23 protein-coding genes are annotated in these 24,570 nt (G+C 71.5%); 13 read left to right on the top strand and 10 right to left on the bottom strand.

What is annotated here, in order from left to right:
- Positions 1 to 18: 18 nt before the first annotated feature.
- Positions 19 to 423 (top strand): SRPBCC domain-containing protein, encoded by a 405-nt coding sequence (locus POF73_RS10710; protein WP_272114343.1) that lies wholly within the window; start codon positions 19 to 21, stop codon positions 421 to 423.
- 14 nt (positions 424 to 437) lie between these two features.
- Here the strand turns inward: POF73_RS10710 and POF73_RS10705 are convergent, their stop codons facing one another.
- From POF73_RS10705 to POF73_RS10680, 6 genes are all read right to left on the bottom strand, one after another.
- On the bottom strand, positions 438 to 2,021 hold the full coding sequence (locus POF73_RS10705; protein WP_272114342.1) for a hypothetical protein: 1,584 nt from the start codon (positions 2,019 to 2,021) through the stop codon (positions 438 to 440).
- A complete protein-coding gene (locus tag POF73_RS10700; protein WP_443049476.1) occupies positions 2,021 to 4,150 on the bottom strand; it encodes a hypothetical protein in 2,130 nt (709 codons plus the stop codon). The genes POF73_RS10705 and POF73_RS10700 overlap by 1 nt, the downstream gene beginning before the upstream one ends.
- A 145-nt stretch (positions 4,151 to 4,295) precedes the next feature.
- On the bottom strand, positions 4,296 to 5,687 hold the full coding sequence (locus POF73_RS10695) for a condensation domain-containing protein (RefSeq protein ID WP_272114340.1): 1,392 nt from the start codon (positions 5,685 to 5,687) through the stop codon (positions 4,296 to 4,298).
- Between the two features lie 129 nt (positions 5,688 to 5,816).
- Positions 5,817 to 6,800, bottom strand: a complete 984-nt coding sequence (locus tag POF73_RS10690) for an isopenicillin N synthase family dioxygenase (protein WP_272114339.1) — start codon at positions 6,798 to 6,800, stop codon at positions 5,817 to 5,819.
- A complete protein-coding gene (locus POF73_RS10685) occupies positions 6,793 to 7,251 on the bottom strand; it encodes a nucleoside deaminase (protein ID WP_272114338.1) in 459 nt (152 codons plus the stop codon). Before POF73_RS10685 ends, POF73_RS10690 begins: the two co-directional genes overlap by 8 nt.
- A 5-nt stretch (positions 7,252 to 7,256) precedes the next feature.
- Positions 7,257 to 7,970 carry a MerR family transcriptional regulator gene (locus POF73_RS10680; RefSeq protein ID WP_272114337.1) on the bottom strand — a complete coding sequence of 238 codons (714 nt, stop codon included), beginning with the start codon at positions 7,968 to 7,970 and terminating at the stop codon, positions 7,257 to 7,259.
- A 93-nt stretch (positions 7,971 to 8,063) separates the two neighbouring features.
- Between POF73_RS10680 and uvrA the strand changes: the two genes are divergently transcribed.
- Entirely contained in the window at positions 8,064 to 10,541 is a 2,478-nt protein-coding gene (gene uvrA / locus POF73_RS10675) for an excinuclease ABC subunit UvrA (RefSeq protein ID WP_272114336.1), read from the top strand.
- Positions 10,542 to 10,605: 64 nt separating this feature from the next.
- Here uvrA and POF73_RS10670 read toward each other — a convergent pair whose 3' ends face one another.
- Positions 10,606 to 10,920: a PLD nuclease N-terminal domain-containing protein gene (locus POF73_RS10670; RefSeq protein ID WP_272114335.1), complete on the bottom strand. Its 315-nt coding sequence runs from the start codon at positions 10,918 to 10,920 to the stop codon at positions 10,606 to 10,608.
- Between the two features lie 88 nt (positions 10,921 to 11,008).
- Between POF73_RS10670 and POF73_RS10665 the strand changes: the two genes are divergently transcribed.
- Positions 11,009 to 12,466 carry a menaquinone biosynthesis decarboxylase gene (locus tag POF73_RS10665; RefSeq protein ID WP_272114334.1) on the top strand — a complete coding sequence of 486 codons (1,458 nt, stop codon included), beginning with the start codon at positions 11,009 to 11,011 and terminating at the stop codon, positions 12,464 to 12,466.
- On the top strand, positions 12,463 to 13,365 hold the full coding sequence (gene mqnP / locus POF73_RS10660; RefSeq protein WP_272114333.1) for a menaquinone biosynthesis prenyltransferase MqnP: 903 nt from the start codon (positions 12,463 to 12,465) through the stop codon (positions 13,363 to 13,365). The genes POF73_RS10665 and mqnP overlap by 4 nt, the downstream gene beginning before the upstream one ends.
- 59 nt (positions 13,366 to 13,424) lie before the next feature.
- On the opposite strand, the gene POF73_RS10655 is transcribed toward mqnP, so the two are convergent.
- Complete coding sequence (locus POF73_RS10655) at positions 13,425 to 14,042, bottom strand: rhomboid family intramembrane serine protease (protein ID WP_272114332.1); 618 nt, start codon at positions 14,040 to 14,042, stop codon at positions 13,425 to 13,427.
- 91 nt (positions 14,043 to 14,133) lie between these two features.
- Here POF73_RS10655 and POF73_RS10650 point away from each other — a divergent pair, with 91 nt between their 5' ends.
- The 9 genes from POF73_RS10650 to POF73_RS10610 all read left to right on the top strand — a co-directional run bounded on the left by POF73_RS10650 (position 14,134) and on the right by POF73_RS10610 (position 22,223).
- Entirely contained in the window at positions 14,134 to 14,817 is a 684-nt protein-coding gene (locus tag POF73_RS10650; RefSeq protein ID WP_272114331.1) for a UbiX family flavin prenyltransferase, read from the top strand.
- Between the two features lie 70 nt (positions 14,818 to 14,887).
- Positions 14,888 to 15,343 carry an Lrp/AsnC family transcriptional regulator gene (locus POF73_RS10645; RefSeq protein ID WP_272114330.1) on the top strand — a complete coding sequence of 152 codons (456 nt, stop codon included), beginning with the start codon at positions 14,888 to 14,890 and terminating at the stop codon, positions 15,341 to 15,343.
- A gap of 94 nt (positions 15,344 to 15,437) precedes the next feature.
- Positions 15,438 to 16,601, top strand: a complete 1,164-nt coding sequence (gene mqnE, locus POF73_RS10640; RefSeq protein WP_272114329.1) for an aminofutalosine synthase MqnE — start codon at positions 15,438 to 15,440, stop codon at positions 16,599 to 16,601.
- Positions 16,602 to 16,690: 89 nt separating this feature from the next.
- Complete coding sequence (locus POF73_RS10635; RefSeq protein WP_272114328.1) at positions 16,691 to 17,350, top strand: UdgX family uracil-DNA binding protein; 660 nt, start codon at positions 16,691 to 16,693, stop codon at positions 17,348 to 17,350.
- A 16-nt stretch (positions 17,351 to 17,366) separates the two neighbouring features.
- The gene (locus POF73_RS10630) at positions 17,367 to 17,891 is read left to right on the top strand and encodes a GNAT family N-acetyltransferase (protein ID WP_272114327.1); all 525 of its coding nucleotides are present in this window, start codon (positions 17,367 to 17,369) and stop codon (positions 17,889 to 17,891) included.
- 86 nt (positions 17,892 to 17,977) lie between these two features.
- Complete coding sequence (locus POF73_RS10625) at positions 17,978 to 18,289, top strand: DUF4229 domain-containing protein (protein ID WP_272114326.1); 312 nt, start codon at positions 17,978 to 17,980, stop codon at positions 18,287 to 18,289.
- A gap of 213 nt (positions 18,290 to 18,502) precedes the next feature.
- Complete coding sequence (locus POF73_RS10620; protein WP_272114325.1) at positions 18,503 to 20,155, top strand: SPFH domain-containing protein; 1,653 nt, start codon at positions 18,503 to 18,505, stop codon at positions 20,153 to 20,155.
- Positions 20,152 to 21,501: an SPFH domain-containing protein gene (locus tag POF73_RS10615; protein WP_272114323.1), complete on the top strand. Its 1,350-nt coding sequence runs from the start codon at positions 20,152 to 20,154 to the stop codon at positions 21,499 to 21,501. Before POF73_RS10620 ends, POF73_RS10615 begins: the two co-directional genes overlap by 4 nt.
- Positions 21,502 to 21,560: 59 nt before the next feature.
- Positions 21,561 to 22,223 carry a TetR/AcrR family transcriptional regulator gene (locus POF73_RS10610; RefSeq protein WP_272114322.1) on the top strand — a complete coding sequence of 221 codons (663 nt, stop codon included), beginning with the start codon at positions 21,561 to 21,563 and terminating at the stop codon, positions 22,221 to 22,223.
- On the opposite strand, the gene POF73_RS10605 is transcribed toward POF73_RS10610, so the two are convergent.
- Positions 22,208 to 23,107: a MaoC/PaaZ C-terminal domain-containing protein gene (locus tag POF73_RS10605; RefSeq protein ID WP_272114321.1), complete on the bottom strand. Its 900-nt coding sequence runs from the start codon at positions 23,105 to 23,107 to the stop codon at positions 22,208 to 22,210. The genes POF73_RS10610 and POF73_RS10605 overlap by 16 nt on opposite strands.
- Positions 23,107 to 24,558 (bottom strand): 3-oxoacyl-ACP reductase, encoded by a 1,452-nt coding sequence (locus POF73_RS10600; protein ID WP_272114320.1) that lies wholly within the window; start codon positions 24,556 to 24,558, stop codon positions 23,107 to 23,109. The genes POF73_RS10605 and POF73_RS10600 overlap by 1 nt, the downstream gene beginning before the upstream one ends.
- Positions 24,559 to 24,570 lie beyond the last annotated feature (12 nt).

Below are 24,570 nucleotides of genomic sequence, written 5' to 3'. Positions count from 1 at the left end.
CGGGGTCACGCTGGTGTCATGACCGGTTCCGTCGAGCAGGGCGCCAGCCAGACCCATGGGAACACGCACATCCTGCATTTTCTGGTGCGGCTTCCCGGGGTGATGGAGTCGGTCTGGCCGGCGTTCAGCACCCCGGAGGGGCTCGCGGGCTGGTTCACCGTCGCCGATGTGCTGGAGCCCCGACTCGGCGGTGCGGTCACGCTGCGTGATGTCGGAGCGGGGCGGGTCACCGCGTGGGACGTGGAGCGGGTCGCCGAGTACACGCTGGAGGGCGCCGGCCGGATCCGGTTCCATCTGGAGCGGGACGGGGACCGGGGCAGCGCTCTGCGCTTCACCCACGAGTACCGGGGAGAGGCGCACTCCGAGCAGCGCTGGCGGGCCCGGTTCGAGAAGCTCGTCGAGACGGTCGACGCCCGCCCGTAGCCCGCCCGCGACCGCTACGACGACGCCGGCGGCAGGCACTCCTTGGCCGGCGGCTTCCCCGTCGGCCACGCCAGGGTGACGAACCGGGCGCGGCCCTCGGCGGTGACCTCGACGATCGGTACGGCCTTGTCGTAGGGGTTGCCGTGCTTGTCCAGGCAGATCCAGCCGCTCGCGCCGTTCACCCGCTGCGAGCCCGTCATCAGCTCCCACTGGTCGTGGACGTCGGCGAGGGTCGGGGCGTCCTCGCCGTCCGGCTTGGCCTCGCGGATGCCCTGGTAGGTCAGCGTCATGGCGTCGTAGGCGATGATCAGCTGGCCGTCCTCCAGGGCGGCCGGACCGATGGGCCCGGCCCGCCGCGCGCCCTGCGCCGCCGAGCCCCGCGCCGGCTTCTCCTGCGCCGTGCGCACCAGCTCGGCCAGCACGCGCGCGTCCTCGGTGGAGCCGCCGGTCGCGGGCGGGTTCTTCGTCAGCCAGGCGTCCGGATGGGCGAGGGCGGTGTAGCGGACGGACAGCTGGTGCTTCAGGGCGTCCCGGTCGAGGTCCTTGTCGCCGGTGAGATACGAGCCCTCGTCGCCGGTGAGCAGGGTGAACGCCCGGTCCTGGCAGCCGCGTTCGCCGAGCGCGTTGATGAACTGGCGCAGCTGGGTGTGGCGTCCGGCGAACAGGATCGTGTCGGTCTCCTCGGCCGTGTCGCAGACGAGGTGGGTGATCTGCCGGAAGTCGTTCGCGGTGGAGCCCTCCTCGCTGCGGTCGGCGGGCGGCGTGAACGCCCACGGCTGGTACGGCGACCCCTTCAGCAGCTTCTCGAACGACTTCTGCAGCGTCGTCGTGTACGGGTCGCCCGGCTTGTCGTACACCAGCACCGCCTCACCCGCCCGCACCTTGGCGAAGAAGGTGAGCGCGCGGGCCTCGTCGGTGTTGGTGGGGGCGACGCGGGCGAGCCCGGGGTAGGGGTCCTCGCCGTCCTGTCCGTTGGCGAGGTTGTCGGCGGTGATGGAGGTGCCGACCACCGGGATCCCACGCCGCGTCAGCTCCTCGACGGCCCGCTTGTTGTTCGCGGTGGACAGCCCTATCCCGGTGACCGCCCGCAGCCGGTCCGGTCCCTTGGCCATCCGCTCCAGAGCCTCGACGGTGTACTTCCAGTGCTTCCCGGTCGCGCCCGGGTTGGCGAGCACCAGCCGGATCGCCGGGGACTCGCCGTTGGAGCCGTGGTTGGCCTGGTACTGCGCGAGGTAGGCGCCCTGGAGCTCGTGCAGGGTGTCGTTGAGGTTGTCGGGGTCGGACGCGGTGAAGGGTTCGAACAGGGCGACGGTGACGTAGGCGCCCTTGATGGAGCGGTTCTCCCGGTCGATCGCCCGCACGGTGTCGCGGAACCGGTCCCGGTCGAAGTGGTAGTCGGACGTCGACACGCCCACGCACTCGTCGTCGTCCTCGGGCATGACCACCCCGGGCGCGCACGAGCGGTCGTCGTGCAGCAGCACCCGTGCGCCGAGGACGCACCCGGTCACCAGCGCGGCGCCGACCAGCAGGGCGACGTACCGGCGCAGCGGGATCTCCCAGACGTGCTCCCGCAGCCACGCCCCGACACCTGCGGCCATCACGCCTCCCCGTCCTCGTCGTCGTCCGGCACCCGCAGGGGCCGCCCGGCGAGCGCGTCCTCCGGCCAGTCCCGCGAGGCCCGCCACAGCAGCGCGTTGCCCGCGGGCCGCAGATTGGACAGCTGCTCCAGCTCGAACCGCAGCCGGTCGCACACCTTCGCGTCGGGCAGCGTCAGCGGATCGGTCAGCTGCCATACGGCGTGCAGCAGCCGCCGTATCCGAAGGTGCAGCGCGGCGTCCACGCCCCGGGGCGGCTCGTGGCCGGCGTCGGTGCGGCCGAGGGCGACCGCGGTGCGCCGGTCGTCGTGGCCGGTGAAGCCGTGGCCGTCGGCGTCGTGGCCTTCGGCGTCATGGGCGTGGAAGTAGGGCGCGGAGGCGATGAAGCGCAGCGAGCGCAGCCACGCGCGGGTGTCCTGCGTGTGGAAGGCGTCCCGCAGATACGCGACCGCCGGCTCACCCGCCCCCAGGGCGAGTTCATGATGCAGCCGGTACGGGACCCGGCGGGCCGCGGCCTCGGGGCCACCGCCGTCGCCGTCGTCGGCGTAGTACGCGATCAGCGTCTCGTGCGCCTTGCGCCACTGCCCGTGGTCAGCGTCGCCGTGATGCAGCCGGAGCAGCAGCAGCGTCCGCACGAACAGGTCCCCGACGAACTGCCCAGGCACCTCGGGCAGCCCCTCCGTCACGAGCCGGGTCTGCAGCGCGCGTACGTCCGCCGGGCCGAAGTCGTCCGGCAGGAGCTCGTCGGCGAGGGCGCAGGCCGAGTCGTGGTCGTGCGCGGCGGCCAGCACGGTCAGCTCGTCGAGGCGGTCGGCCGGGACGAGCCGGTCCAGGAGCGCGAGGTACGCCGGCTCGCCGTCGTGGTCCTCGTGCAGCCGTACGGGTGCGGTGAGCAGCTCGCCCAGGGAGGCCACGGCGGGCAGGTGCTGGGCGGCGGACTCGGCGAGCAGGGCGATACCAAGCGGGTTGCCGCCGGTCAACCGGTGTGTGGCGTGCGGGAGTTGGGGCGGCACCGCGACCTCGGCGCATACCGCGCCGATGATGTGCAGGGTGTCGTCGGGGCTGAGCGGCGGCAGCGAGACGAGCAGCGCCCGCGAGGAGGGGGCGGCCGGATCCGGCGTCCAGTCGCTGCGCCGGGCGACCTCGGGCAGGGCGCGGTGGACGGCGTTGCGCAGCGCGGGGCGGCGGTCACCGCGCAGGCCGCCGATGAGGACGACCTGGTCACCGAGGCCCTCGGCGCGGTCCCGCAGCACGGCCTCGACGAGCCCAGGGCCGGGCGGGGACTGCGCGTTGTCCAGCAGGACGAGCGGCCGCCCGATCCGCTGCATCCGCGGCAGCATCCCGGCGTACGCCTCGCCGAGGTCGGCCAGCAGGGCCCGTACGAGATACCGCTCGGCGTGCTCGCGGGAGGTGCCGCCGGCCCGGAAGTGGTCGGACAGCAGCATCAGTCCGCGCCGCGCGTTGCCGCCCGCGTTCGGGTAGTCGCGGTACCAGGTGGACGCCCGCTGCCGGCGCCGGTGCACCACGCTGTCGGAGATCGCCTCCAGCGTGGCCTCCACGGCGGACGACAGCAGGGGCCCGCCGCCGGTCGCCGCCGCGGCCACCTTGGCGGCGACCCGCCCGGCCCACCGCCCCGCGAACCCGGTGACCCACGACCCGCTCTCGTTCAGCAGCAGGATCCGCTCCACCTCACGCCGTATGCGCTCGGAGTCGGCGTCCCGCCAGCCGCCCGCGGCCACCGCGACCAGCCCCGACATCAGCCTCGGGAACTGGATCCGCCCGGCCCCGGTCACCGGCTCGGCGAGCTGCTCGGCGATCACCAGCAGCGCCTGTGACACCGGCGACCATGCCTCGGCGGGCCGCCCGGACGGCGGGGCCGCGAACTCGCCCTGCTCACAGTCGATCAGCGCGACCGGGGTGTGCCCCTTGTAGGCGTCCCGCAGCTCCCGCAGCACCGCCGACTTGCCGAGTCCGCGCGCGCCGGTCAGCACGACGAGGGGCAGTTCCTGCGGATGCTCGACCTTGGCGGTCCGGTGCTGGTGCGGACGCAGTCCCACGAGCCGTGGGGCGAGGCCGGCGGGGTCCGCGTCGAAGAGGGCTCCACGCCCGTGCAACCGTGTGCCCACCCGCACCTCCCCCCAAAGGCTCTCAACAGGCTCTCAACTCAAGGGTAAGGAGGGGGACTTGGTTCGGACTAGATCGCGTGGTGTCCGTTGGGTTACGAAACTGTCGGTGTGCTTACGAAACGGTCGGTGCTCTTACGACACGGTTGGTGCTCTACGAAACGGTCGAGACGATGATGTCCCGCAGCCGTTCGACGTACAGCCGCATGTTCTTGTACGCGACGTCGGTGTCCGGGTAGCGGCCCGCGAACCACAGGCCCTCGTGGAGCCGGGTGACCCAGGCGCACACCTGGTCGCCGTACGACACTCTGATCAGTCCGTACGCCTTCTGCTCGGCCCAGTGCTCGGAGCCGGGGACGCTCCGGGTGTCGACATACGAGACGGTCGAGTACAGGTCGGGTGACGTCGGGCGGAAGTCCGCGCCGAGCAGGCGGAGCACCCGGGGAAGCGGCATGCGGGCCATGTGCCGGTTGGCGTGCAGCGCGGCGCGCACCGTGCGCAGGGCGCTGGGGAGGTCGTGGACCTCGGTCATGGGGATCTCGACGGGGGCACCGCCCACGTACCAGCCCACGGAGTCCGACCAGCGGGACTTCACCCGGGTGTGGAGGGGCACGACGGTGCGGTAGACGGGCGCTCCGCCGATCTCGTGGACGATGAGGGCGGTTGCGGCCAGGACGCCGACCGCGCTGCCGCCGTAGGGACGGCAGTACGTCTCGAACGCGGCGGCGGTGTCCGGGGCCGTGAGTTGCTCGCGCATGAGCTTCTGGGTGGGCAGCGGGCCGTCGGGATCCAGGCCGAGGTCGAGAGGGAAGGCCGGCATCCTGCCGTCGCAGCGGCGGATGAACTCCCGCCAGTGGGCGACGATGTCGTGGCTCTCGTCGATCCGGTCGGCGTCCGTCCGCTCGATCTCACAGAAGTCGACGTAACTTCCGGTCGGCGTGAGCTCCATGGTCCGGCCCGCGACACCCGCCGCGTAGAGCTCGTGGATCTCGGCGGGGATGCGGTAGATGGAGTGGGCGTCGACGTTGCTGTGGTCGAAGGCCAGGTACACGCTGGTCGAGTCGTCACGGACGACGGCCGTGTAGATGAGGTTGGGCCAGCGCAGGGCGTCCGCCGTGGTGTCGAAGCGGTCCTGGAGGTGCCGGACCAGGTCCGCCCGGTCGGTGAAGTCGCCGACCTCGACGCGATGCAGGGACACGGCGTCGGGGTCGAGCGTGAACCGGCGCATTTCGTCGCCCGGCTCGCCGGACCAGCGGAATCCGCTGCGCAGCGTCTCGTGCCGCAGCGTCCAGCCGCGCAACGCCTCCTCCAGCGCGTCGAGGTCGGCCCGGCCCGGGATGTCGAAGGCGGTGCCGATCCAGGTCGGTGCGGACACGCCGTCCTCACGCATGGACCGGGCGGTCCTGAAATGCGACTCCTGGTTGTACGCCGGCGGCCGGGAGTCCTCCGGCAGGCCGGCTGCCGTCGCGACGGTCGCCGGGCTGAGCGTCCACTCGACGAGGCGTCCGGGCCGGACGTCGCAGCGCTGGATGTCGGTGATTCGCACGGGCGGCTCCATTCGGCGGGGGACACACCCGAACGGGTGGTATCCCGCCCAACGAGGCAACCCTTACTCAGAAACGGTTCGCCGGGCGCGGCCGACCGCGCCCGGGTGACGGTGAACCGTCGACGGCGGTCAGTCGACGGTGATCGAGTCCAGCTTCTGACGCAGATACACATGCGAGTCGACCGGCTCGTACGCCACCCGCCCCACCGGAGCCGGCACGGACTCCACGCGCGTGCCGGGTGTGCACTCCCCGAAGTAGACGAGGGACATCAGCTCCTCGGCCGGCGCGTCCGCGGGCGGCGGCAGCACCCGGTGCCGCCCCGACCGCCACCGGTCACCCGTCCAACGGGCCATCAGATCCCCGATGTTGATGGTGAACGCCGCCGGATCGAAGGGCGCGTCCTCCCACCCGCCCTCGTCCGTGTAGACCTGCAGCCCGCCCTTGCCCGCCTGCCGGTCGAGGATCGTCACCGTGCCGAAGTCGGTGTGCGGACCGATGCGGAACTGCCCGGGTTCCGGCTCGCCGATCAGCTCCGCCCCCGGATACCAGTTGATGTTGAAGCCGTACGTCGGATGGTCCATGTGCCGTGAGAAGAAGTCGGGTTCGAGGCCGAGGGCCTCGCCGAGCAGGGAGAGCAGCAGGTTCTCCAGCTCACCCATCCGCGCGAGGTACTCCTCGCACAGCGGTCGGAGTCCGGGTGTCTCCGCCGGCCAGACGTTCGGCGCGTACCACTCGGCGTTGATCGCCGGGTCCTCGAACGGCTCGTGTGTCGCGAAGGTCAGCGACTCCTTCAGGTCCGGCGGGGTCTCGGTGCCCTCCGCGTACCCGTTGGCCTCGGCGCCGGGGCCGAGCCAGCCGCGACCGCCGACCTTCGCCTCGTACGCCTGCTTGACCTCGACGGGGAGCAGGAAGAAGGCGCGGGCGGCCGTACGGATGCGGGCCCGCAGGGACGGGTCCACGCCGTGCCCGGTGACCAGGAGGAATCCGGCGGTCTGAAGCGCCTCGTCGACGGTGCGGGCGATGGCCCGGCGGGCCTCGGCGTCGCCGTCGAGCCAGGGGCGCAGGTCGATCGTCGGGACGCGGGGGCCGCGGGGCGTTCGTGGCTTACTCACCGATGTCCTCGTTCCACAGTGCCGGATTGTTCTCGATGAAGTCGCGCATCATCCCGACGCACTCGGGATCGTCCAGGAGCACGATCTGCACACCGTGTTCGGCCAGCCAGTCGTGCCCGCCGTGAAAGGTGACCGCCTCCCCGATCACCACCCGGGAGATCCCGAACTGCCGGACCAGACCGGAGCAGTACCAGCACGGCGAGAGCGTGGTCACCATGGTCGTACCCCGGTACGACCGCTGCCGCCCGGCCGCCCGGAAGGCCGCCGTCTCCGCGTGCGTCGACGGGTCGCCGTCCTGGACGCGCCGGTTGTGCCCGCGGCCGAGGAGGGTCCCGTCGGGGCCGTACAGCGCGGCGCCGATCGGGATGCCGCCCTCGCCGAGCCCGGCCCGTGCCTCGGCGACGGCGGTGCCGAGCCAGGCACGCGCGGTCTCCTGATCCAAGAGCTCCATGCCTCTCACTCTCCGGTGCACTCCAGGTAGTCGTCCAGGCGACCCGCGCCGGACAGCATCGCCCGGCTGCGGGCCGTCAGCATCTCGCCACGTGCCACGATCGCCGCCCGCAGGGCCTCGGTGCTGCCCTCCCGGCGCAACCCGTCCAGGACGGGGCGGATCTGGTCCAGGAGGTAGTGGCTGCGGCGCAGGGTGTGGATCAGACGCGCGTCACGGACGTCGACGGGCCGGTACACGCGGTACCCCGTGACGCGCTCCCGCTCCGGCGCGATCAGCCCGGCCGCCTCCCAGACCCGCAGCGCCGACGTCCGTACCCCGAGCAGGGCCGCCACCTCGCCGATCCGCAGCCCGGAGCGCGGCAACTCGTCCGGCGGCGTCTCGGTCAGCGTCTCCAGGGCCTTGCTGGTCGCACCCAGCGCCGTCCGCTCCTCGTGCAGCGCGGCGTGCGCGGCGTCGACGAGGGCGAGCGCGGCCGGGACGTCACCGGCGTGCACGGCCCGCATGACCCCGGTCGCGGTGACCGGCCCGAAGCCGCGCAGCAGCGCGCGGTACGCCAGCAGCGCCCGCCGGTGCACGGCCGTGAAGGCCCGGTACCCGGAGGCGGTGCGCGCGGCCGGCGGCAGGACGCCCGCCTCCTCGTAGTTGCGGACCTGCTGCGTCGAGATCCCGGCCAGGCGGGCCAGGTCGACGGGGCGCAGCCGTTCGTCGTCGTTCCTCACGGGACTTGAAGGTTACGCGGTGTCTGCTCTCACGTCACCTGGGGAGAGTGCAGCCAAAGTCCCAATAAGGACTTCAATGGAAAACTTGAAGGCATGGAGGACTTCATCCGCATCACCGGCGCCCGTCTGCACAATCTCGACAACGTCACCCTCGCGATCCCCAAGAACAAGCTGGTCGTCATGACCGGCCTCTCCGGTTCCGGCAAGTCCACCCTCGCCTTCGACACCCTCCACCGGGAGGGCCAGCGGCAGTACATGGAGTCGCTGGGCATGGTCACCGGCCTGGTCAGCCGCCCCTCCGTGGACTCCATCACCGGTCTGTCCCCGTCCATCAGCGTCGACCAGCACCTCACCAACCGCAGCCCCCGCTCCACAGTCGGCACGGTCACCGAGGTCTTCACCTATCTGCGGCTGCTGTGGTCGAGGATCGGCGTACGGCAGTGTCCCGGCTGCGGGAAGGACGTCCCGCCGTCCCACACGTACGAGTACGGCTATGACGACGAGGCCTCCGAGGGCGAACAGGCCCCCTGCCCGCACTGCGGCACCCCCGTCCCCGAGCTGGTGATGGGCTCCTTCTCCTTCAACAAGCCCGCCGGTGCCTGCCCGGCCTGCACCGGCCTGGGCGAGGTGATCCAGGCGGACGTGAGCCGCCTGGTCGACGGAACGCGCTCGGTCGCGCAGGGTGCCGTACTCGGCTGGCACCCCAGGGCCGTCGAACGCAGTGTGCAGTTGCTGGCGGCGGCGGCCCGGCACTACGGCTTCACCTTCGACACGGACCGCCCGCTGGACCAACTCACCTCGCCGGAACGAGACTTGCTCCTCCACGGCGTCGAAAGCCCCGAGTTCCGCCGCCACTTCCCGGACACCGAGCCGCCCGCCACCGTCACCGCCGGACGCTTCGAGGGCGTCGCCACCGCGGTGCTGCGGCGCTACGCCGAGCGCATCGAGGACACCGAGTACCGGGAGCGCACGGAGAAGCAGGCGCTGGTGAAGGAGGTCTGCGGGGAGTGCGGGGGCGCCCGGCTGCGGGCGGAGAGCCGGGCGGTCACCGTGCACGGCCTGACCATCGTCGAGGCGGCCCACACCTCCCTCGACGAACTCGCCGCCTGGCTGGGCGGGTTGCGCGAGCGGGTCTCCCCGGACGAGTGGCCGTTCGTGGAGCCGGTCGTCGCCGACCTGGTGGAGCGGGTACGGCGGCTGGTCGACGTCGGCGTCGGCTATCTGACCCTGGACCAGCCCACACCGAGCCTCTCCGCGGGCGAGTCGCAACGGCTGCGGCTGGCCGCGCTGCTGGGCTCCGGCCTCACAGGAGTGCTGTACGTCCTGGACGAGCCGACCATGGGGCTCCACCCCACCGACACCGCCCGCCTGGTCGACGTGCTGCGCAGGCTGCGGGACCTGGGCAACACGGTGCTGGTGATCGAGCACGACCTGGATGTGCTGCGAGCGGCGGACCATGTGGTGGACGTCGGTCCGGGCGCGGGCCGGGCCGGCGGGCGGATCGTGGCCCAGGGGACGCCGGAGGAGGTGGCGCGGGCGGGGGCCGCGGAGCCGGTCACGGGTGCCGTGGGCTCGGTGACGGGGGCGTATCTGTCGGGCCGGCTGTCGGCGCCGGAGTCGAAGCGGCGAGGGAACGCCGACCGGGCGCTGGTGATCCGCGGGGCGCGCGAGCACAACCTCAAGGACCTCACCGTACGGATACCGCTCGGCCGCCTGGTCACCGTCACCGGACCGTCCGGATCGGGCAAGTCGACCCTGCTCCTGGACATCCTGGGCCGGGCCGCGCGCAGGCGCTTCCACGGTGCGGGGGAGCGGCCCGGCGAGCACGACGGGATCGACGGCTGGGAGCACCTGGGCAAGGTGGTGGCCATCGACCAGGAGCCGATCAGCCGGCTGCCGCGCTCGAACGCGGCGACCTACTCGGATGTGTTCACGCCGATCAGGGAGGCGTTCGCGGCCCGTTCCAAAGGGCGGCTGACTCCCGGCGCCTTCTCCTTCAACGTCCCCGGCGGCCGCTGCGAGCGCTGCGAGGGCGCCGGTGTGCTGTCGGTCCACATGCACTTCCTGCCTCCGGTGGAGGTGAGGTGCCCGGGCTGCCGCGGCCGGCGCTTCAGGCCGGAGGTGCTGGCGGTGCGGCACGACGGGCACGACATCGCCGAGGTGCTGGACGCGACGGTGGACGAGGCCCTGGCGATGTTCACCGGCGTCCCGTCGATCACGGCCCGGCTGCGCCGCCTGTCCGACGTCGGCCTCGGCTACCTCCCGCTGGGCCAGCCGGCCCCGACCCTCTCCGGCGGCGAGGCCCAACGCCTGAAACTGGCGAAGGAACTGGGCCGCAAGGCCGCGGGCAGCACCCTCTACCTTCTGGACGAGCCCACCACCGGCCTCCACTCGGCCGACACCGCACGCCTCCTCGCCGTACTCCAACGCCTTGTCGACACCGGCCACTCGGTCATCACCATCGAACACAACCTCGACATCGCCCACGCCTCGGACTGGCTGATCGACCTGGGGCCGGAGGGCGGAGCGGGGGGAGGGAAGCTGGTGGCGGAGGGGCCGCCGACGGGATGAGAGCCGGTGGGGGAGGGGCGATGGCGGATTGAGGACCGATGGAGGAGGGGAGCCGGGGCGGGCCCTACTTCTTGCCGTCGTCCTTCTTGTCGTCGTCCTCGTCCAGCGACTTCAGGAAGTCGGGGTTGTCGTCGGGGGCCACCCACTGCTGACGGTCGGTCCGGCGGTCCCGTATGCCGGACCAGCCCTCGGCGGCCGGGCTGCGCTTCTTGCCGGCGATCAGCCAGGAGATCGAGCCGACGAGCGGGAACACCAGCACGAGGATCGCCCACAGCGGCTTGGGCATGTGGCGGATGTCCTCTTCCTTCGTGCTGATGCAGTCGATGAACGCGTACACGCTCAGCGCCAGTGGCACGAGGAACATCAGCACCCGGAGCATGGGCCCTCTCCAGCGAAACGGTCGTCGGTGCCGGGGGCACGGCCCCCGGGTTCAGGGCCAGGGTAACCGCTCGGGGATACTTGACCCCATGGCTTACGACGATCTTCGTTCCCTGCTCAGGGCACTGGAGCGCGAGGGCGACCTCAAGCGCGTCAAGGCTGAGGTCGATCCGTATCTGGAGGTCGGGGAGATCGTCGACCGGGTACAGAAGTCCGGCGGCCCGGCACTGCTCTTCGAGAACGTGAAGGGCTCCTCGATGCCCCTCGCGATGAACGTCTTCGGGACCGACCGACGGCTGCTGAAAGCCCTCGGCCTGAAGTCCTACGGCGACATCTCCGACAAGATCGGCGGGCTGCTCAGGCCCGAGCTGCCGCACGGCTTCGTCGGTGTCCGCGAGGCCTTCGGGAAGCTCGGCGCGATGACGCACGTGCCGCCGAAGAAGGTGAAGTCGGACAGCGCGCCGGTGCAGGAGGTCGTGCTGCAGGGCGACGAGGTCGACCTCGACCGGCTGCCGGCCCTGTTCACCTGGCCCAAGGACGGCGGCTCCTTCTTCAACCTGGGGCTCACCCACACCAAGGACCCGGAGAGCGGCGTACGCAATCTGGGCCTGTACCGCCTCCAGCGGCACGACAAGCGCACCATCGGCATGCACTGGCAGATCCACAAGGACAGCCGGAACCACTACCAGGTGGCGGCGAGGAGGGGCGAGCGGCTGCCGGTCGCGATCGCCTTCGGGTGCCCGCCCGCCGTGACGTACGCCTCCACCGCCCCGCTCCCCGGTGACATCGACGAGTACCTGTTCGCGGGCTTCGTCGCGGGCAAGCGGATCGAGATGGTCGACTGCAAGACCGTTCCGCTTCAGGTCCCGGCGCAGGCGGAGGTCGTGCTGGAGGGCTGGCTGGAGCCCGGCGAGATGCTGCCGGAGGGCCCGTTCGGCGACCACACCGGCTTCTACACGCCGCAGGAGCCGTTCCCGGCGCTGAAGATCGACTGCGTGACGATGCGCCGCCGACCCCTGCTGCAGTCGATCGTCGTAGGCCGGCCTCCGACGGAGGACGGGCCGCTGGGTCGTGCGACGGAACGCTTCTTCCTCCCCCTGCTGAAGATCATCGTCCCGGACATCGTGGACTACCACCTGCCGGAATCCGGCGGTTTCCACAACTGCGCGATCGTCTCGATCGACAAGAAGTACCCCAAGCACGCCCAGAAGACGATGCACGCGATCTGGGGCGCGCACATGATGTCCCTGACCAAGCTGATCGTGGTCGTCGACTCCGACTGCGACGTCCACGATCTGCACGAGGTCTCCTGGCGGGCGCTGGGCAACACGGACTACGCCCGTGACCTCACGGTCGTCGAAGGCCCCGTCGACCATCTCGACCACGCCTCCTACCAGCAGTTCTGGGGCGGCAAGGCCGGGATCGACGCGACGAAGAAGTGGCCCGAGGAGGGCTACACCCGCGACGGCGGCTGGCCCGACATGGTGGAGTCCGACCCCGAGACGGCGGCGAAGGTCGACCGCCGCTGGAAGGAGTACGGCCTGTGAGCAGCGCCTCCGCGGCGATTCCGCAGCCAGGACGCACGAAGGCGTTCCTCCGCCTGGTCATGATCGAGCACTCGGTGTTCGCGCTGCCCTTCGCGTACATCGCCGCGCTCTCCGCGATGTTCCAGTGGGACAGGAACATCCACTGGGGCCGGCTGCTGCTGGTGACGATCTGCATGGTCGGCCTGCGCACCTTCGCGATGGCGGTCAACCGGATCATCGACCGTGAGATCGACGCACGGAACCCCCGGACCGCGCACCGCGAGCTGGTCACCGGCGCGATGTCGGTCCGGCACGCCTGGACGGGCGCCCTGATCGCCCTGGTGATCTTCCTGGGCTCGGCGGCCCTGCTGAACCCCCTGTGCCTGGCCCTCGCCCCCATCGCCGTGATCCCGATGGTGGTCTACCCCTACGGCAAACGGTTCACGAACTTCCCCCAGGCCATCCTGGGCCTCGCCCAGGCGATGGGCCCGGTCGGCGGCTGGCTGGCCGTCACCGGCACCTGGTCCTGGGACGCGGTGATCCTCGGCCTCGCCGTCGGCATCTGGATCGGCGGCTTCGACCTGATCTACGCCTGCCAGGACGTGGACACCGACCGCGAGATCGGCGTCATGTCGGTCCCGGCCCGCTTCGGCATCCCGGCGGCGATCTGGGGCGCGCGGGTCTGCCACACGGTCACGACGGCCCTGTTCGTCTGGTACGCCCTGGCCACGGACGCGGGCGCCTTCTTCTGGCTGGGCCTGCTGATCGTGGCCGCCGCGTTCGTGTACGAGCACTCGATCGTCCGCCCGCACGATCTGTCCCGTGTGAACAGGGCGTTCTTCAGCGTCAACGGGTTCATCGGGATCGCCCTGTTCGTGTGCGCACTGCTCGATCTGCTGGTGCGCGGGCTGACGGTCTGACGGGTACGGAACGGTCTTCTGACGGGTACGGAACGGTCTGGCGGGTACGGCGCGGGCCGCTAGGCGATGAGCTCCTGACCCGGCGCGGCCCCGCGGCGGCGGAACACGAACGCCGCCGTCACCCCCGCCACCAGCCCCACCAGATGCCCCTGCCAGCTGATGCCGGACTGGGTCGGGGCTAGGCCTGCCAGCATGGTGCCGCCCCAGATCGCGGCGACCAGGAGGCCGACCAGGACGCCGAGCGGGCGGCGCTCCACGAAGCCGGTGACCAGGAGGAAGCCGAACAGGCCGAAGATCAGGCCGGAGGCGCCCGCGGTGTTGGTGCCGGACGGGGACATCAGCCACACGCCCAGGCCGTCGGCGACGACGATCAGGGCGCAGACCAGGGCGAACCGGCGTATGCCGCCGAGCGCCGCCAGGAAGCCGAGGACCAGCAGCGGCACGCTGTTCGCGGCCACGTGGGCGAAGCCGAAGTGGATGAAGGCGGCCGGGACCACGTCCACCAGCTCGGACGGGGTGCGCGGGACGATCCCGAAGCCGTCCAGCGCGTGCCCGCTGATCACATCCGCCACTTCCAGCAGCCACAGCAGCGCCACCCAGCCCAGCATCAGCTTGGCCGCCGTCAGCGCAAGCTCACCCCGCGACCCTTCGCGCTCCGCACCCCGTAGACCCCGCATGGCAACCCCACCGTCCAACTCATCCCCAAACGGGAACGCCTGGCCCCCCTTGGTCGGTTCCCACCCCGCGACGCCGGATAGGCTCGGAGTCGTGAACCCAGCCAAGCCAGGAGAGACGGCGCGTACGCCTTGGATCGTAGGGGTGTCCGGCGCTTCCGGCACTCCATACGCCGCCGCCGTGCTGCGCGCGCTCCTTGCCGCCGGGGAGACCGTCGACCTGGTCGTCAGCCGGGCCTCGCGGCTCACCCTGCTCGACGAGACGGGCATCCCGTTCCGGGACGCGCACTGGCAGGACGACCTGCGGGAGTGGCTCGCGCGGGGCGCCGACGGCAAGCCCGGGACCTTCGACGCCGACGTCAGCGGTGTGCGGTACTGGGCGGCCGGTGACCTCGCCGCCGGGCCGTCCTCCGGGTCGTACCCCGCGAAGGGCATGCTGATCGTGCCCGCCTCCACCGCCTGCGTCGCCGGTGTCGCCCTCGGGCTGTCCAAGGACCTGCTCCAGCGGGCGGCGAGCGTGACACTGAAAGAGGGACGGCAGCTCGTCGTCGCCGTACGGGAGACCCCCCTGGGCGGGCAGACGCTGCGCCACCTCGTGACACTGGACGACGCGGGAGCGACCGTCGTACCGGCCTCGCCCGCCTTCTACGCGGGCGCCACCCACATCCAGGACCTGGTCGACTTCGTCGCCGGACGCGTACTGGACGCGGCGGGCGTCGAACACCGACTCTACCGCCGCTGGAAGGGCGAACTCGGCGGCGGAACCCGCACGACATGAACGCCAACTGAGCAAGTCGCAGTACCTCTCATTCACTTCGGGAACTCTTCAGCGGAAGGCTTCGAATCGCATGGACGCGGTGGACAGGCAGCTCATCCAGGCCCTGAGGGAGAACGGCCGGGCCTCCTACGCGGAGCTGGGACGCCTTGTCGGCCTGTCGGGACCCAGCGTCACCGACCGCATCAACCGGCTGGAGGCGGCCGGTGTCATCACCGGTTACCGCGCCACCGTCGACGCCGCCTCGCTCGGCCTCGGCGTCACCGCGCTCATCGGAATCTCGCTCTCCGACGCGGTCGACCACGAGGACGTGGCCCGCCGGCTGAAGGACCTGCCCGAGATCGAGGACTGCTGGTTCATCGCCGGCGACGACTCGTACATGCTCAAGGTGCGGGCGGCGGACGTGGACGGCCTGGAGAAGATCATCCGGCGACTCAGCGGGACGAAGGGCGTGTCCCGGACCCGTACGACGATCGTGCTCTCCACGAAGTGGGAGAACCGGGTGGGTGAGCTGCCCGAAGAGGTGTAAGGGCGTAGGCCCCTTTCAGGGCCGTCTGGGGGCACCGCCCGCCCGAAGGGTGGGGGAGTACGGTTGGCAGGGCTGTCGGAGAAAGGTTGAGGGCATGGACGTCGGGCTCAAGCGCGAGCTGGAGGAGAAGGTCAGGGCCGGTGAGCGGCTGACCCGTGAGGACGGCATCGCGCTGTACGAGTCGGACGACCTGGCGTGGCTGGGCGGCCTCGCGCACGAGGTGCGTACGCGCAAGAACGGCGACGTGGTCCACTTCAACGTCAACCGCCACCTCAACATGACCAACGTGTGCACGGCCTCGTGCGCGTACTGCTCCTTCCAGCGCAAGCCGGGCGAGAAGGACGCGTACACGATGCGCATCGAGGAGGCGGTGAAGCTCGCCAAGGCGATGGAGGGCGAGAACCTCACCGAGCTCCACATCGTCAACGGCCTGCACCCGAACCTCCCGTGGCGCTACTACCCGCGCTCGCTGCGGGAGCTGAAGGCCGCCCTGCCGAACGTGTCGCTGAAGGCCTTCACGGCCACGGAGATCCACCACTTCGAGACGATCTCCGGGCTGTCGGCCTCGGAGATCCTCGACGAGCTGATCGACGCGGGCCTGGAGTCGCTGACCGGCGGCGGCGCGGAGATCTTCGACTGGGAGGTCCGTCAGCACATCGTGGACCACCGCACCCACTGGGAGGACTGGTCCCGGATCCACCGCCTGGCGCACGAGAAGGGTCTGAAGACCCCGTGCACCATGCTGTACGGCCACATCGAGGAGCCGCGCCACCGCGTCGACCACGTCCTGCGCCTGCGTGAACTCCAGGACGAGACCGGCGGCTTCCAGGTCTTCATCCCGCTGCGCTACCAGCACGACTTCGTCGACATGAAGGACGGCAAGGTACGCAACCGCCTCCAGGGCCGTACCCAGATGGCCACCGGCGCCGAGGCCCTGAAGACCTTCGCGGTCTCCCGTCTGCTCTTCGACAACGTCCCGCACGTCAAGGTCTTCTGGGTCATGCACGGCGTCCAGACCGCCCAGCTGGCCCTTCAGCACGGCGCCGACGACATGGACGGCTCGGTCGTCGAGTACAAGATCACCCACGACGCGGACAACTACGGCACCCCGAACAAGCTGACCCGCGAGGACCTGCTGGACCTGATCCGGGACGCCGGGTTCCGGCCGGTGGAGCGCAACACGCGGTACGAGGTGATCCGGGACTACGACGGCCCGGACCCGCTGCGTCGGGAGTCCCCGCAGCCCATGCGCGTGTGAGCACATCGGCCGCCTGAGGGCGCGGGGCGATACCGCATAGGACGGCATGGGGACCGGGGCTCCGCGCCCACGGTGGGTACTCGGCCCCCATGGTGACCACCCGAGCGCCCGAGGACGCCTACACCGCGGAACCCTTCGTCCCTTCTCGTGCCGGACTGCCCTCCCTGCGTCGCGCCGCCGCCGACTGCCGTGGCTGCCCCCTGCACCGGGACGCGACCCGGACCGTGTTCGGCGAGGGCACCGCCGACGCCCGCGTCATGCTCGTGGGCGAACAGCCCGGCGACCAGGAGGACCGCCAGGGCAAACCGTTCGTCGGCCCCGCGGGGAAGCTGCTGGACCGGGCTCTCGCGGAGGCCGGCATCGACCCGGCGGACGCCTACGTCACCAACGCCGTCAAGCACTTCAAGTTCACCCGGGCCGAACCCCGTAAACGCCGTATCCACAAGGCGCCGACCCTCCGGGAGATGGCGGCGTGCGGTCCCTGGCTGGCCGCCGAGGTGGCCGTCGTGAAGCCCGAGCTGATCGTGCTGCTGGGCGCGAGCGCGGGGAAGGCGCTGCTGGGGTCGTCGTTCCGGGTCGGGGAGATGCGCGGGGCGGTGCTGGAGCGGGAGGTCCACGGCCGGCAGGAGAGACTGGTGGCGACGGTGCATCCGTCCTCGGTGCTGCGGGCGCGCGACGACGCGGACCGGGAGGCGGCGTACGAGGGGCTGGTCGCCGATCTGAAGGTGGCGGCGCGGGCGCTGGCGTAATGGCTACTATGGCCAGGTGTCCCTTACTTTCACCCTCGATCCCGCCGTCACCCCCGCCCTGCGCGACGGCATCCTCGACCTGTGGACCGACGTCTCCAACGCGGGCGGAGCCGTCGGCTTCGTGCCGCCCGTGACCCGGGAGGTGGTCCGGCCGGAGCTGGTGCGGCACTTCGCGGCGATGGCCGAGGGGCGCAGCCGACTGCTGGTCGGGCACGACGAGGCGGGGGACGTGGTCACGACGGCCTTCTTCACGTTCAACACGCACCGGCTGATGACGCACTGGGTGTGGCTGTACACGGTGATGGTGCACCCCCGGCACCAGGGCAAGGGCTACGGCCGCGACCTGCTGGCCGCCGCCGAGGAGGCCGCCCGCACCTTCGACGGCATCGAGGCGGTACGGCTCACCTGCCGCGGCGGCCTCGGCCTGGAGCGCTTCTACGGCTCCTGCGGCTACAAGGAGGTCGGCCGCATCCCCAGCGCCATCCGCCTCGCACCGGGCGACGACCGCGACGACGTGATCATGCTGCTGCCGCTCGACTGAGGCTGCGCCAACCCCCCTGCAAGATCGGTGGCGCTCCGTGCTTCACTGGACAGTGGCCCTTTTTGGAATCGGAAGAGTGGATTGAGATGCTCCGGTACACGCTGATGCGCCTCGGAATCTTCGTGGGCTGCCTCGTGGTCGTCTGGGGCCTCGTCTACGCCGGTCTCGCCCCGCGCGGCCTCGGCGCCTCCAACGGCATGTGGATCATCCTGCTCGCCCTGCTGATCTCGGCCCCGATCAGCTTCGTCGTCCTGCGTAAGGAACGCGACCGCGCCTCGGTGCGGATCGTGCAGAAGGTCGACCGGGTGAAGGCCAACCTGGAGGCGAACCGCAGCCAGGAGGACGACGCGGTCGACGAGGCCGCCAAGGCGCAGGGCCAGGCTTCTTCCCAGGCCTAGCAGGGCCGCCGCGCCACCGTCTCTCCCGCGCTGCCGTCTCTCCCGCGCCGCCCGCTCTTCCGGCTCCGGCGGTGATACCGATAGATAACTGCGCGGGGCGACCCCCTACCCTTGTCCGGATCATGCTGTGGGATGACTGGAACCACATCGGGCCGACCGGTGTATCACCAGTGGGACCCGCAGCGAACGGGCATCGGAACACAAGGGGGAACCGTGGCACGAGCGCGCGCCAAGCAGGGCGCACGACGCGTCGCCGAGGCCGTCGCCTCCGGCACCGATCCGCGGAAGGCCGCGCAGGAAGAACTGCAACGGCAGGCCGGCGGACGCGGGAGCCGGGGAGCCGGCGAGGAGTACGACGCGGAGGGCTGGGCCATCGACCCGGCCGACTTCCTGGCCGCCCGGGAACAGGGCGGCACCACCTCCACCGTCATGCGGCAGAAGACGGTGCCGCTGGACGAGGCGGGGGAGGCGCTCGGCCGCAGCGAGCAGGTGCGCGAGAACGGCGAGGTGGTGCACGCCATCTGCCCGATGGTGATCCCCAAGGGCCGCTCGATCATCTCCATGCTGCCCGTGCTGACCCTGCTCGTGCTGGGCGCGGTGGGCGCGGCGCTGGTCGGGGCCGCGGGTGACGACGTCCTGACCAACCCGCTGTTCGGCGTGCACTACTGGGTCATCGCCCTCCTCGCCGTCGCCTTCGTCTGGTGGCGGCAGGGCATGGTCATGGTGCCGGACGGCTGCCAGGCGCTGATCACCCGCTTCGGCAAGCTGGAGAAGGTGGTCGGCCCGGGCCGGATCGTGCTGCTGAGCCCGTGGAAGCGGGTGTCGTACATCGTCAACACCACGATCGAGTACCCGTTCAACGCGCCGGTGCGCGAGGCGCCGACCAAGGGCGGCGTGAAGGCGTCGATCGACCTGTTCATCCAGTTCCGGATCAGCGACCCCACCGAGTTCGTCTACACACTGGGCGCGGTGCGCGGCTTCGAGGAGAAGCTGAGCAACGCCGTGAGCGAGACGATCCGCAGCCTCATCTACGAGCAGGAGGCCGCCGGTATCTACGACATGGTCGGCGAGGACAGCGGCCGGCTGCTGGAGCAGCTCAACCAGCAGTTCCGCCCGGCCGTCGAGCTGACCAACGCCAACATCACCCACGCCGAGCCCTCCGACCAGCGCTACCGCATGGACCTGGCGGCCCCCGAGATGGTGCGGGTGGCCAAGGAGGCGTACACACACGAGTACGCGCTCCAGCTCCGCAAGGAGCAGGACGAGGGCGACCTCACCCGGGAACTGGCCTCCAGCCTGGAGACGCTCTCCGCGATCCAGGCCGACATCGCCCAGTACCAGGCCCAGATGGACACGGCCGTGGAGCGCGAGACCAACCGCGCCGAGGCCCTCGCCCGCCAGCGCTACGTCCAGGCCGAGTCGGAGGCGAAGGCCAACGCGGCCCTCCTGGAGGCACAGGCCCTCGACATCCGCGCGGTGACGGCCGCGGAGGCGCCGGAGATCCTGGAGTACCGCTACCAGCAGCAGGTGCTGGACACCCTGGAGCAGGTCGCCGACCATCTGCCGCGCCTGGTGCGCATCGGCGGCGCATCGGACGGCGGCGGTGCCGCCGGGATCGACTTCCTGGAGCTGGCCCGCGAACTGGTCGGCGAGCGCGGCACGGAGCTGTTCAGCGACGAGGACATGGCCGCCGTGCGGTCGCGGCTCACCGAGGTGTCCGAGCGGATCGCCGCGCGTGAGACGGAGATCGGCGCGCTGCTGGCCGCCGACCGGCCCACCGTGCCGGAGATGCCCGGCCCGGCCGAGGCACCCGACGGCGCCGAACCGACCGACCTGACCGAGCCCGCCGAGGAGGCCGCCCAGTGAGCACCGCCCGTTCCCACCGCAGGTCGGTCGTCTCCGAGGCCGTCGCTCCCTGGAGCGAGATCGCGCGGCTGCTGCGCGGCGGCGAGGCCGACACCCTGATCCCGGTGATCATCCCCCGCCACCGGCGCCGTCTGTGGTGGATGCTGCCGCTGTGGCTCGGCGTGTACGCCCTGCTCATGGGCGTGATGCTGTCCCTGCACGGGGCGGACGCCGAGTCGACCGCCGGAGACCTCGCCTACGGCGCCCTCGCCACCCTCTGCTACGTCGGCGGTGTCGTCCTGCTGCTGATCGGCGCGCTGTGGTGGTGGCGCTCCTCGATCGTCGAGATCGAGCAGGGCACCAACGGCGTGCTGACCCGCTACGGCGCCGTCACCCGCACCCTGGACGCCGGCCGCCACTACCTGTGGCACCCGTGGTCCCGCGTCGACTTCGTCGTCGACACCGCCACCGAGATCCCCTACTCGGCCCCGGTGATGGCCTGCCCCACGCAGGAGAACGTCCCGCTGCGCTCGATCGAGTTCTTCCTGAAGTTCCGCATCACCGATGCCGTGCTGTTCGTCCGCACCATCGGCGCGGGCAACTTCGACCTGGTGCTCTCCAGCGCCGTACAGGACGCGATCCGGCAGCGGGCGCGTCTGATGCGCACCGAGCGGGCGTACGACCTGCGCGGCTCGGACGTGGCCGACATGCAGGAGCTCCTCAACCGCCAGCTCTCCGGCTACGGCGTGCGCATCACCGGCTGCAACATCCCGGATGTGCAGCTGCCGGCGCAGTACCAGCAGCACCTGGCCACCCGGGAGCGCATCGCCAAGGAGCGCACCGCGTACGACCAGGAGTGGGGGCTGATCCGCAAGCGCCGGATCGACCAGCTGGGCATGGACATCGAGCGTGCCAAGAAGGTGCGGGACGCCCGGATCGTCGAGGTCAAGGCCGCGCTGAACCGGGCCCGCGAGGAGGTCGCCCAGCTGCTTGAGCAGCAGGAGACCAACGCCCAGCGCGTCCGGTTCGAGATCGAGACGCGGGGCCGCAGCGGTCTGATCGCCGCCGAGAACGAGGCCCGCGCCCAGCGCGCCCTCGCCAAGGCCTACCGCGACAACCGCGCCGTGCTGCAGTACGAACTGGCCAGGCGCCGCCTGGAGGTGGGCGCGAAGCTCGCCGGGAGGGCCCCGCAGCCGGTGGTCGTCCGGACCGACGGCACGGGCGCCGACACCTCCGCCCTGTCCACCCTGCTCACCGCCCAGCTGCTGCCCCGGCTGACGGCCCTGCCGTCCGGCGACGGGCAGCCGTGGGTGGACCGGACGGAGCGGCTCGCGCGGCTCGTGGACGACGTGAGCGGCGAGGAGTAGAGGAGCAGGTTGCAGCGGGCCGGGTGGGAACACCCCTCCCGGCCCGTACGCTAATCGGCATGGGTGCTGTGAAGACCAAGCGGATGCCGCGTGCCGTCCGTGAGCAGCAGATGCTGGACGCCGCCGTGCGGACCTTCGGTCAGCGGGGGTACATGGCCGCGTCGATGGACGAGATCGCCGAACTGGCGGGCGTGTCCAAGCCGTTGGTGTACCTGTACCTGAATTCGAAGGAAGACCTGTTCACGGCCTGCATCCGCCGCGAGGCAGCCGCGCTCACCGCGGCCGTGCGGGCGGGCGTCCACCCCGAGCTGCCCGCGGACCGGCAACTCTGGGACGGGCTGCGGTCGTTCTTCACGCACACCGCGCAGAACCCGGACGGCTGGTCCGTCCTGCATCTGCAGGCCCGCACCCACGGGGAGCCCTTCGCCTCCGAGGTCGCGGTGATGCGCGCGGAGATCGTGGCGTTCGTGACCGAGCTGATCCTCGCGGCGGCCCGGGAGGCCCATCGCGACCCCGACCTGCCCGAGCGCGAGATCGCCGGTCTCGCCGAGGCGCTGGTCGGCGCCGCCGAGTCGCTCGCCGCCTGGGCCAACGCCACGCCGGGCGTGACGGAGACCGAGGCGGCGGCCACCCTGATGAACTTTGCGTGGTCGGGCCTGGGCAACCTCATGGCCGGCCGGCCATGGACACCGCCGGAGGCCGCGGCTCAGACGAGCGGATGAACGCGCCCGGCCATGTGCAGGCGCTGCGCCGACCCGCCCCGCAGCTCGAACCGCCCGCCGTCGGCCGCGTACGTCACCGTCCCCGGCAACAGCACCGGCGCCCTGAACTGCGCCTCCACCCGGGCCCGCGCGGGCACCCCGTGCGCGGCGAGGCAGCGGGCCACCGTCCACATGCCGTGCGCGATGGCACGCGGGAAGCCGAAGAGGCGGGCGGTGAGGGGGTGGAGATGGATGGGGTTGCGGTCGCCGGAAGCGGCACCGTAGCGACGGCCGACATCCCCGGCGATACGCCATTCGGCGACCTCGGGCAGCGGCGTGGGTGCCTTCTCGGCGACCTCCTTCGCTCCCGCCACGGCCTCGGCAGGCTCGGCACTCCCGGCACTCCTGGCAGGCTCGGTGGCCTGCTGCCGGGTGCGGTGCCGCGCCAGATATGTGCTGCGCGACGCCCACACGACCTCGTCATCGACCCGCATCTCGGTGATCACGGCCGCCTCGGTACCGCGCCGATGCGGCGCCAACCCGTCGATGTGCACGGAGAGTTCGTACTCTCCGGTGGCGGTGACCGCCCGGTGCTGGGTGATCGTGATCGACGTGTGGACGAGGCCGAGCAGGGGGAGTGGGAAGTCCCGGCCGCTCATCAGCCGCATCGCCAGCGGGAAGCCGAGCACATGCGGATACGTCACCGGCAGGGCGTCCTCCCCGGTGGGGAACCCGCACACCCTCTCGTACGCGGCGAGGCGCGCGAGGTCGACGCGCAGATTGCCCAGCACGAGTCGGGTACGCGGGAACTCCGCGTCCGGTGCGGGACGTTTGAAGAGTGAGAGCAGGGCGCCCCGGGCGAGCAGGGGCGGAAGGGAAGGAGGAGTCGTGAGGACGAGAGACATCAGGCCCCCAGCAGGCTCTGGCCGCATACCCGTACGACCTGCCCGTTGACGGCACCGGAGCCCGGATCCGCCAACCACGCGATCGTCTCGGCGACATCGACCGGCACTCCGCCCTGCGCGAGGGAGTTCATCCGGCGCCCCGCCTCCCGGATGAACAGCGGAACCGCGGCGGTCATCCTGGTCTCGATGAAGCCCGGCGCGACCGCGTTGACCGTCACCCCGTGCTCGGCGAGCGCGCGCGGCGCGAGGGAGCGGACCAGGCCGGCGACGCCCGCCTTGCTCGCACCGTAGTTGGTCTGCCCGGCGTTCCCGGCCAGCCCCGCGATCGACGCCGTCGCCACGATCCGGCCGCCGCGCCGCAGCGTCCCGCGCGCCAGCAGCGTGTCCGTCGTGCGCAGCACGCTCGCGAGGTTGACGTCCAGCACCGAACTCCAGCGCTCGGCGGGCATGTTGACCAGCCGTCGGTCGCGGGTGATCCCGGCGTTGTGGACCAGGACGTCGATCCCGTCGGGCAGCGCGGCCGCGATGCGTTCACCGGCGTCGGGTGCGGTGATGTCGAGCGCGAGGGCGGTGCCGCCGAGCCGGTCGGCCACGCGCCGGGCGTCCTGCTCGGCCTGCGGCACGTCGAGTACGACGACCCGGGCCCCGTCCCTGGCCAGCGTCTCGGCGACGGCCTCCCCGATGCCGCGCGCGGCGCCGGTGACCAGGGCCGTGCGGCCGGCCAGGGGGCGATCGGGGTCGTAGGGGGAGGGGCCGGGGCTGGTCAGGGAGCGAGCGGGGGCGCCGGACGCGGCGTCTGCGGACTGAGCCGAGCCCGTCTCGGAGGCCTCCCCCTCGGCCGAGCCCGTCTCGACCGGACCCACCTCGGCCGAGCCCGTCTCGACCGGACCCACCTCGGCCGAGCCGCCCACCTCGGCCGCACCCACCTCGATGACCTGCCCACTGACGTAAGCCGACTTGGGGGAGAGGAGGAAGCGGAGGGTCGACTCGGCGGCGTGTGCGTCCGTCAGCCGGACGAGATTCACGGTCCTGCCCCGGCCGACCTCCTTGCCGAGGGAGCGGGTGAAGCCCTCCAGGGCCTGCTGGACGGCAGCCTGGTGATGGTCGGCGGGGTCGAGGGGCGCGCCGAGCACGACGATCCGGCCGCTCTCGGCGACGGACCGTACGACGGGGCGGAGGGCGGCGTGGACTTCGGCGAGCGTGTCGACGTCCCGGACTCCGGTGGCGTCCAGGACGACGGCGGCGGGCTTCTCGGAGGACGCCGTCAGGTCGAGGTTCGCCGACGTCAGGTCCAGGTCCGACTTGCCGGCCGTGAGCAGCAGCCGGTCGCCCGGCAGCGAGGGTCGCTCGGCCGACCAGCGTTTCAGTGGCGAGGGCTGGGGCAATCCGAGACGGCGGGTGAGGAAGCGGCCGGGTGTGGTGCCGGTGAAGCTCAGATAGCGGTCGGCCATGTGCGACTCCCA

Origin of the sequence: Streptomyces sp. HD (assembly GCF_028369295.1) — a bacterium.
Taxonomy (GTDB): domain Bacteria; phylum Actinomycetota; class Actinomycetes; order Streptomycetales; family Streptomycetaceae; genus Streptomyces.
This window is presented reverse-complemented; position numbering and strand designations above follow the sequence as displayed.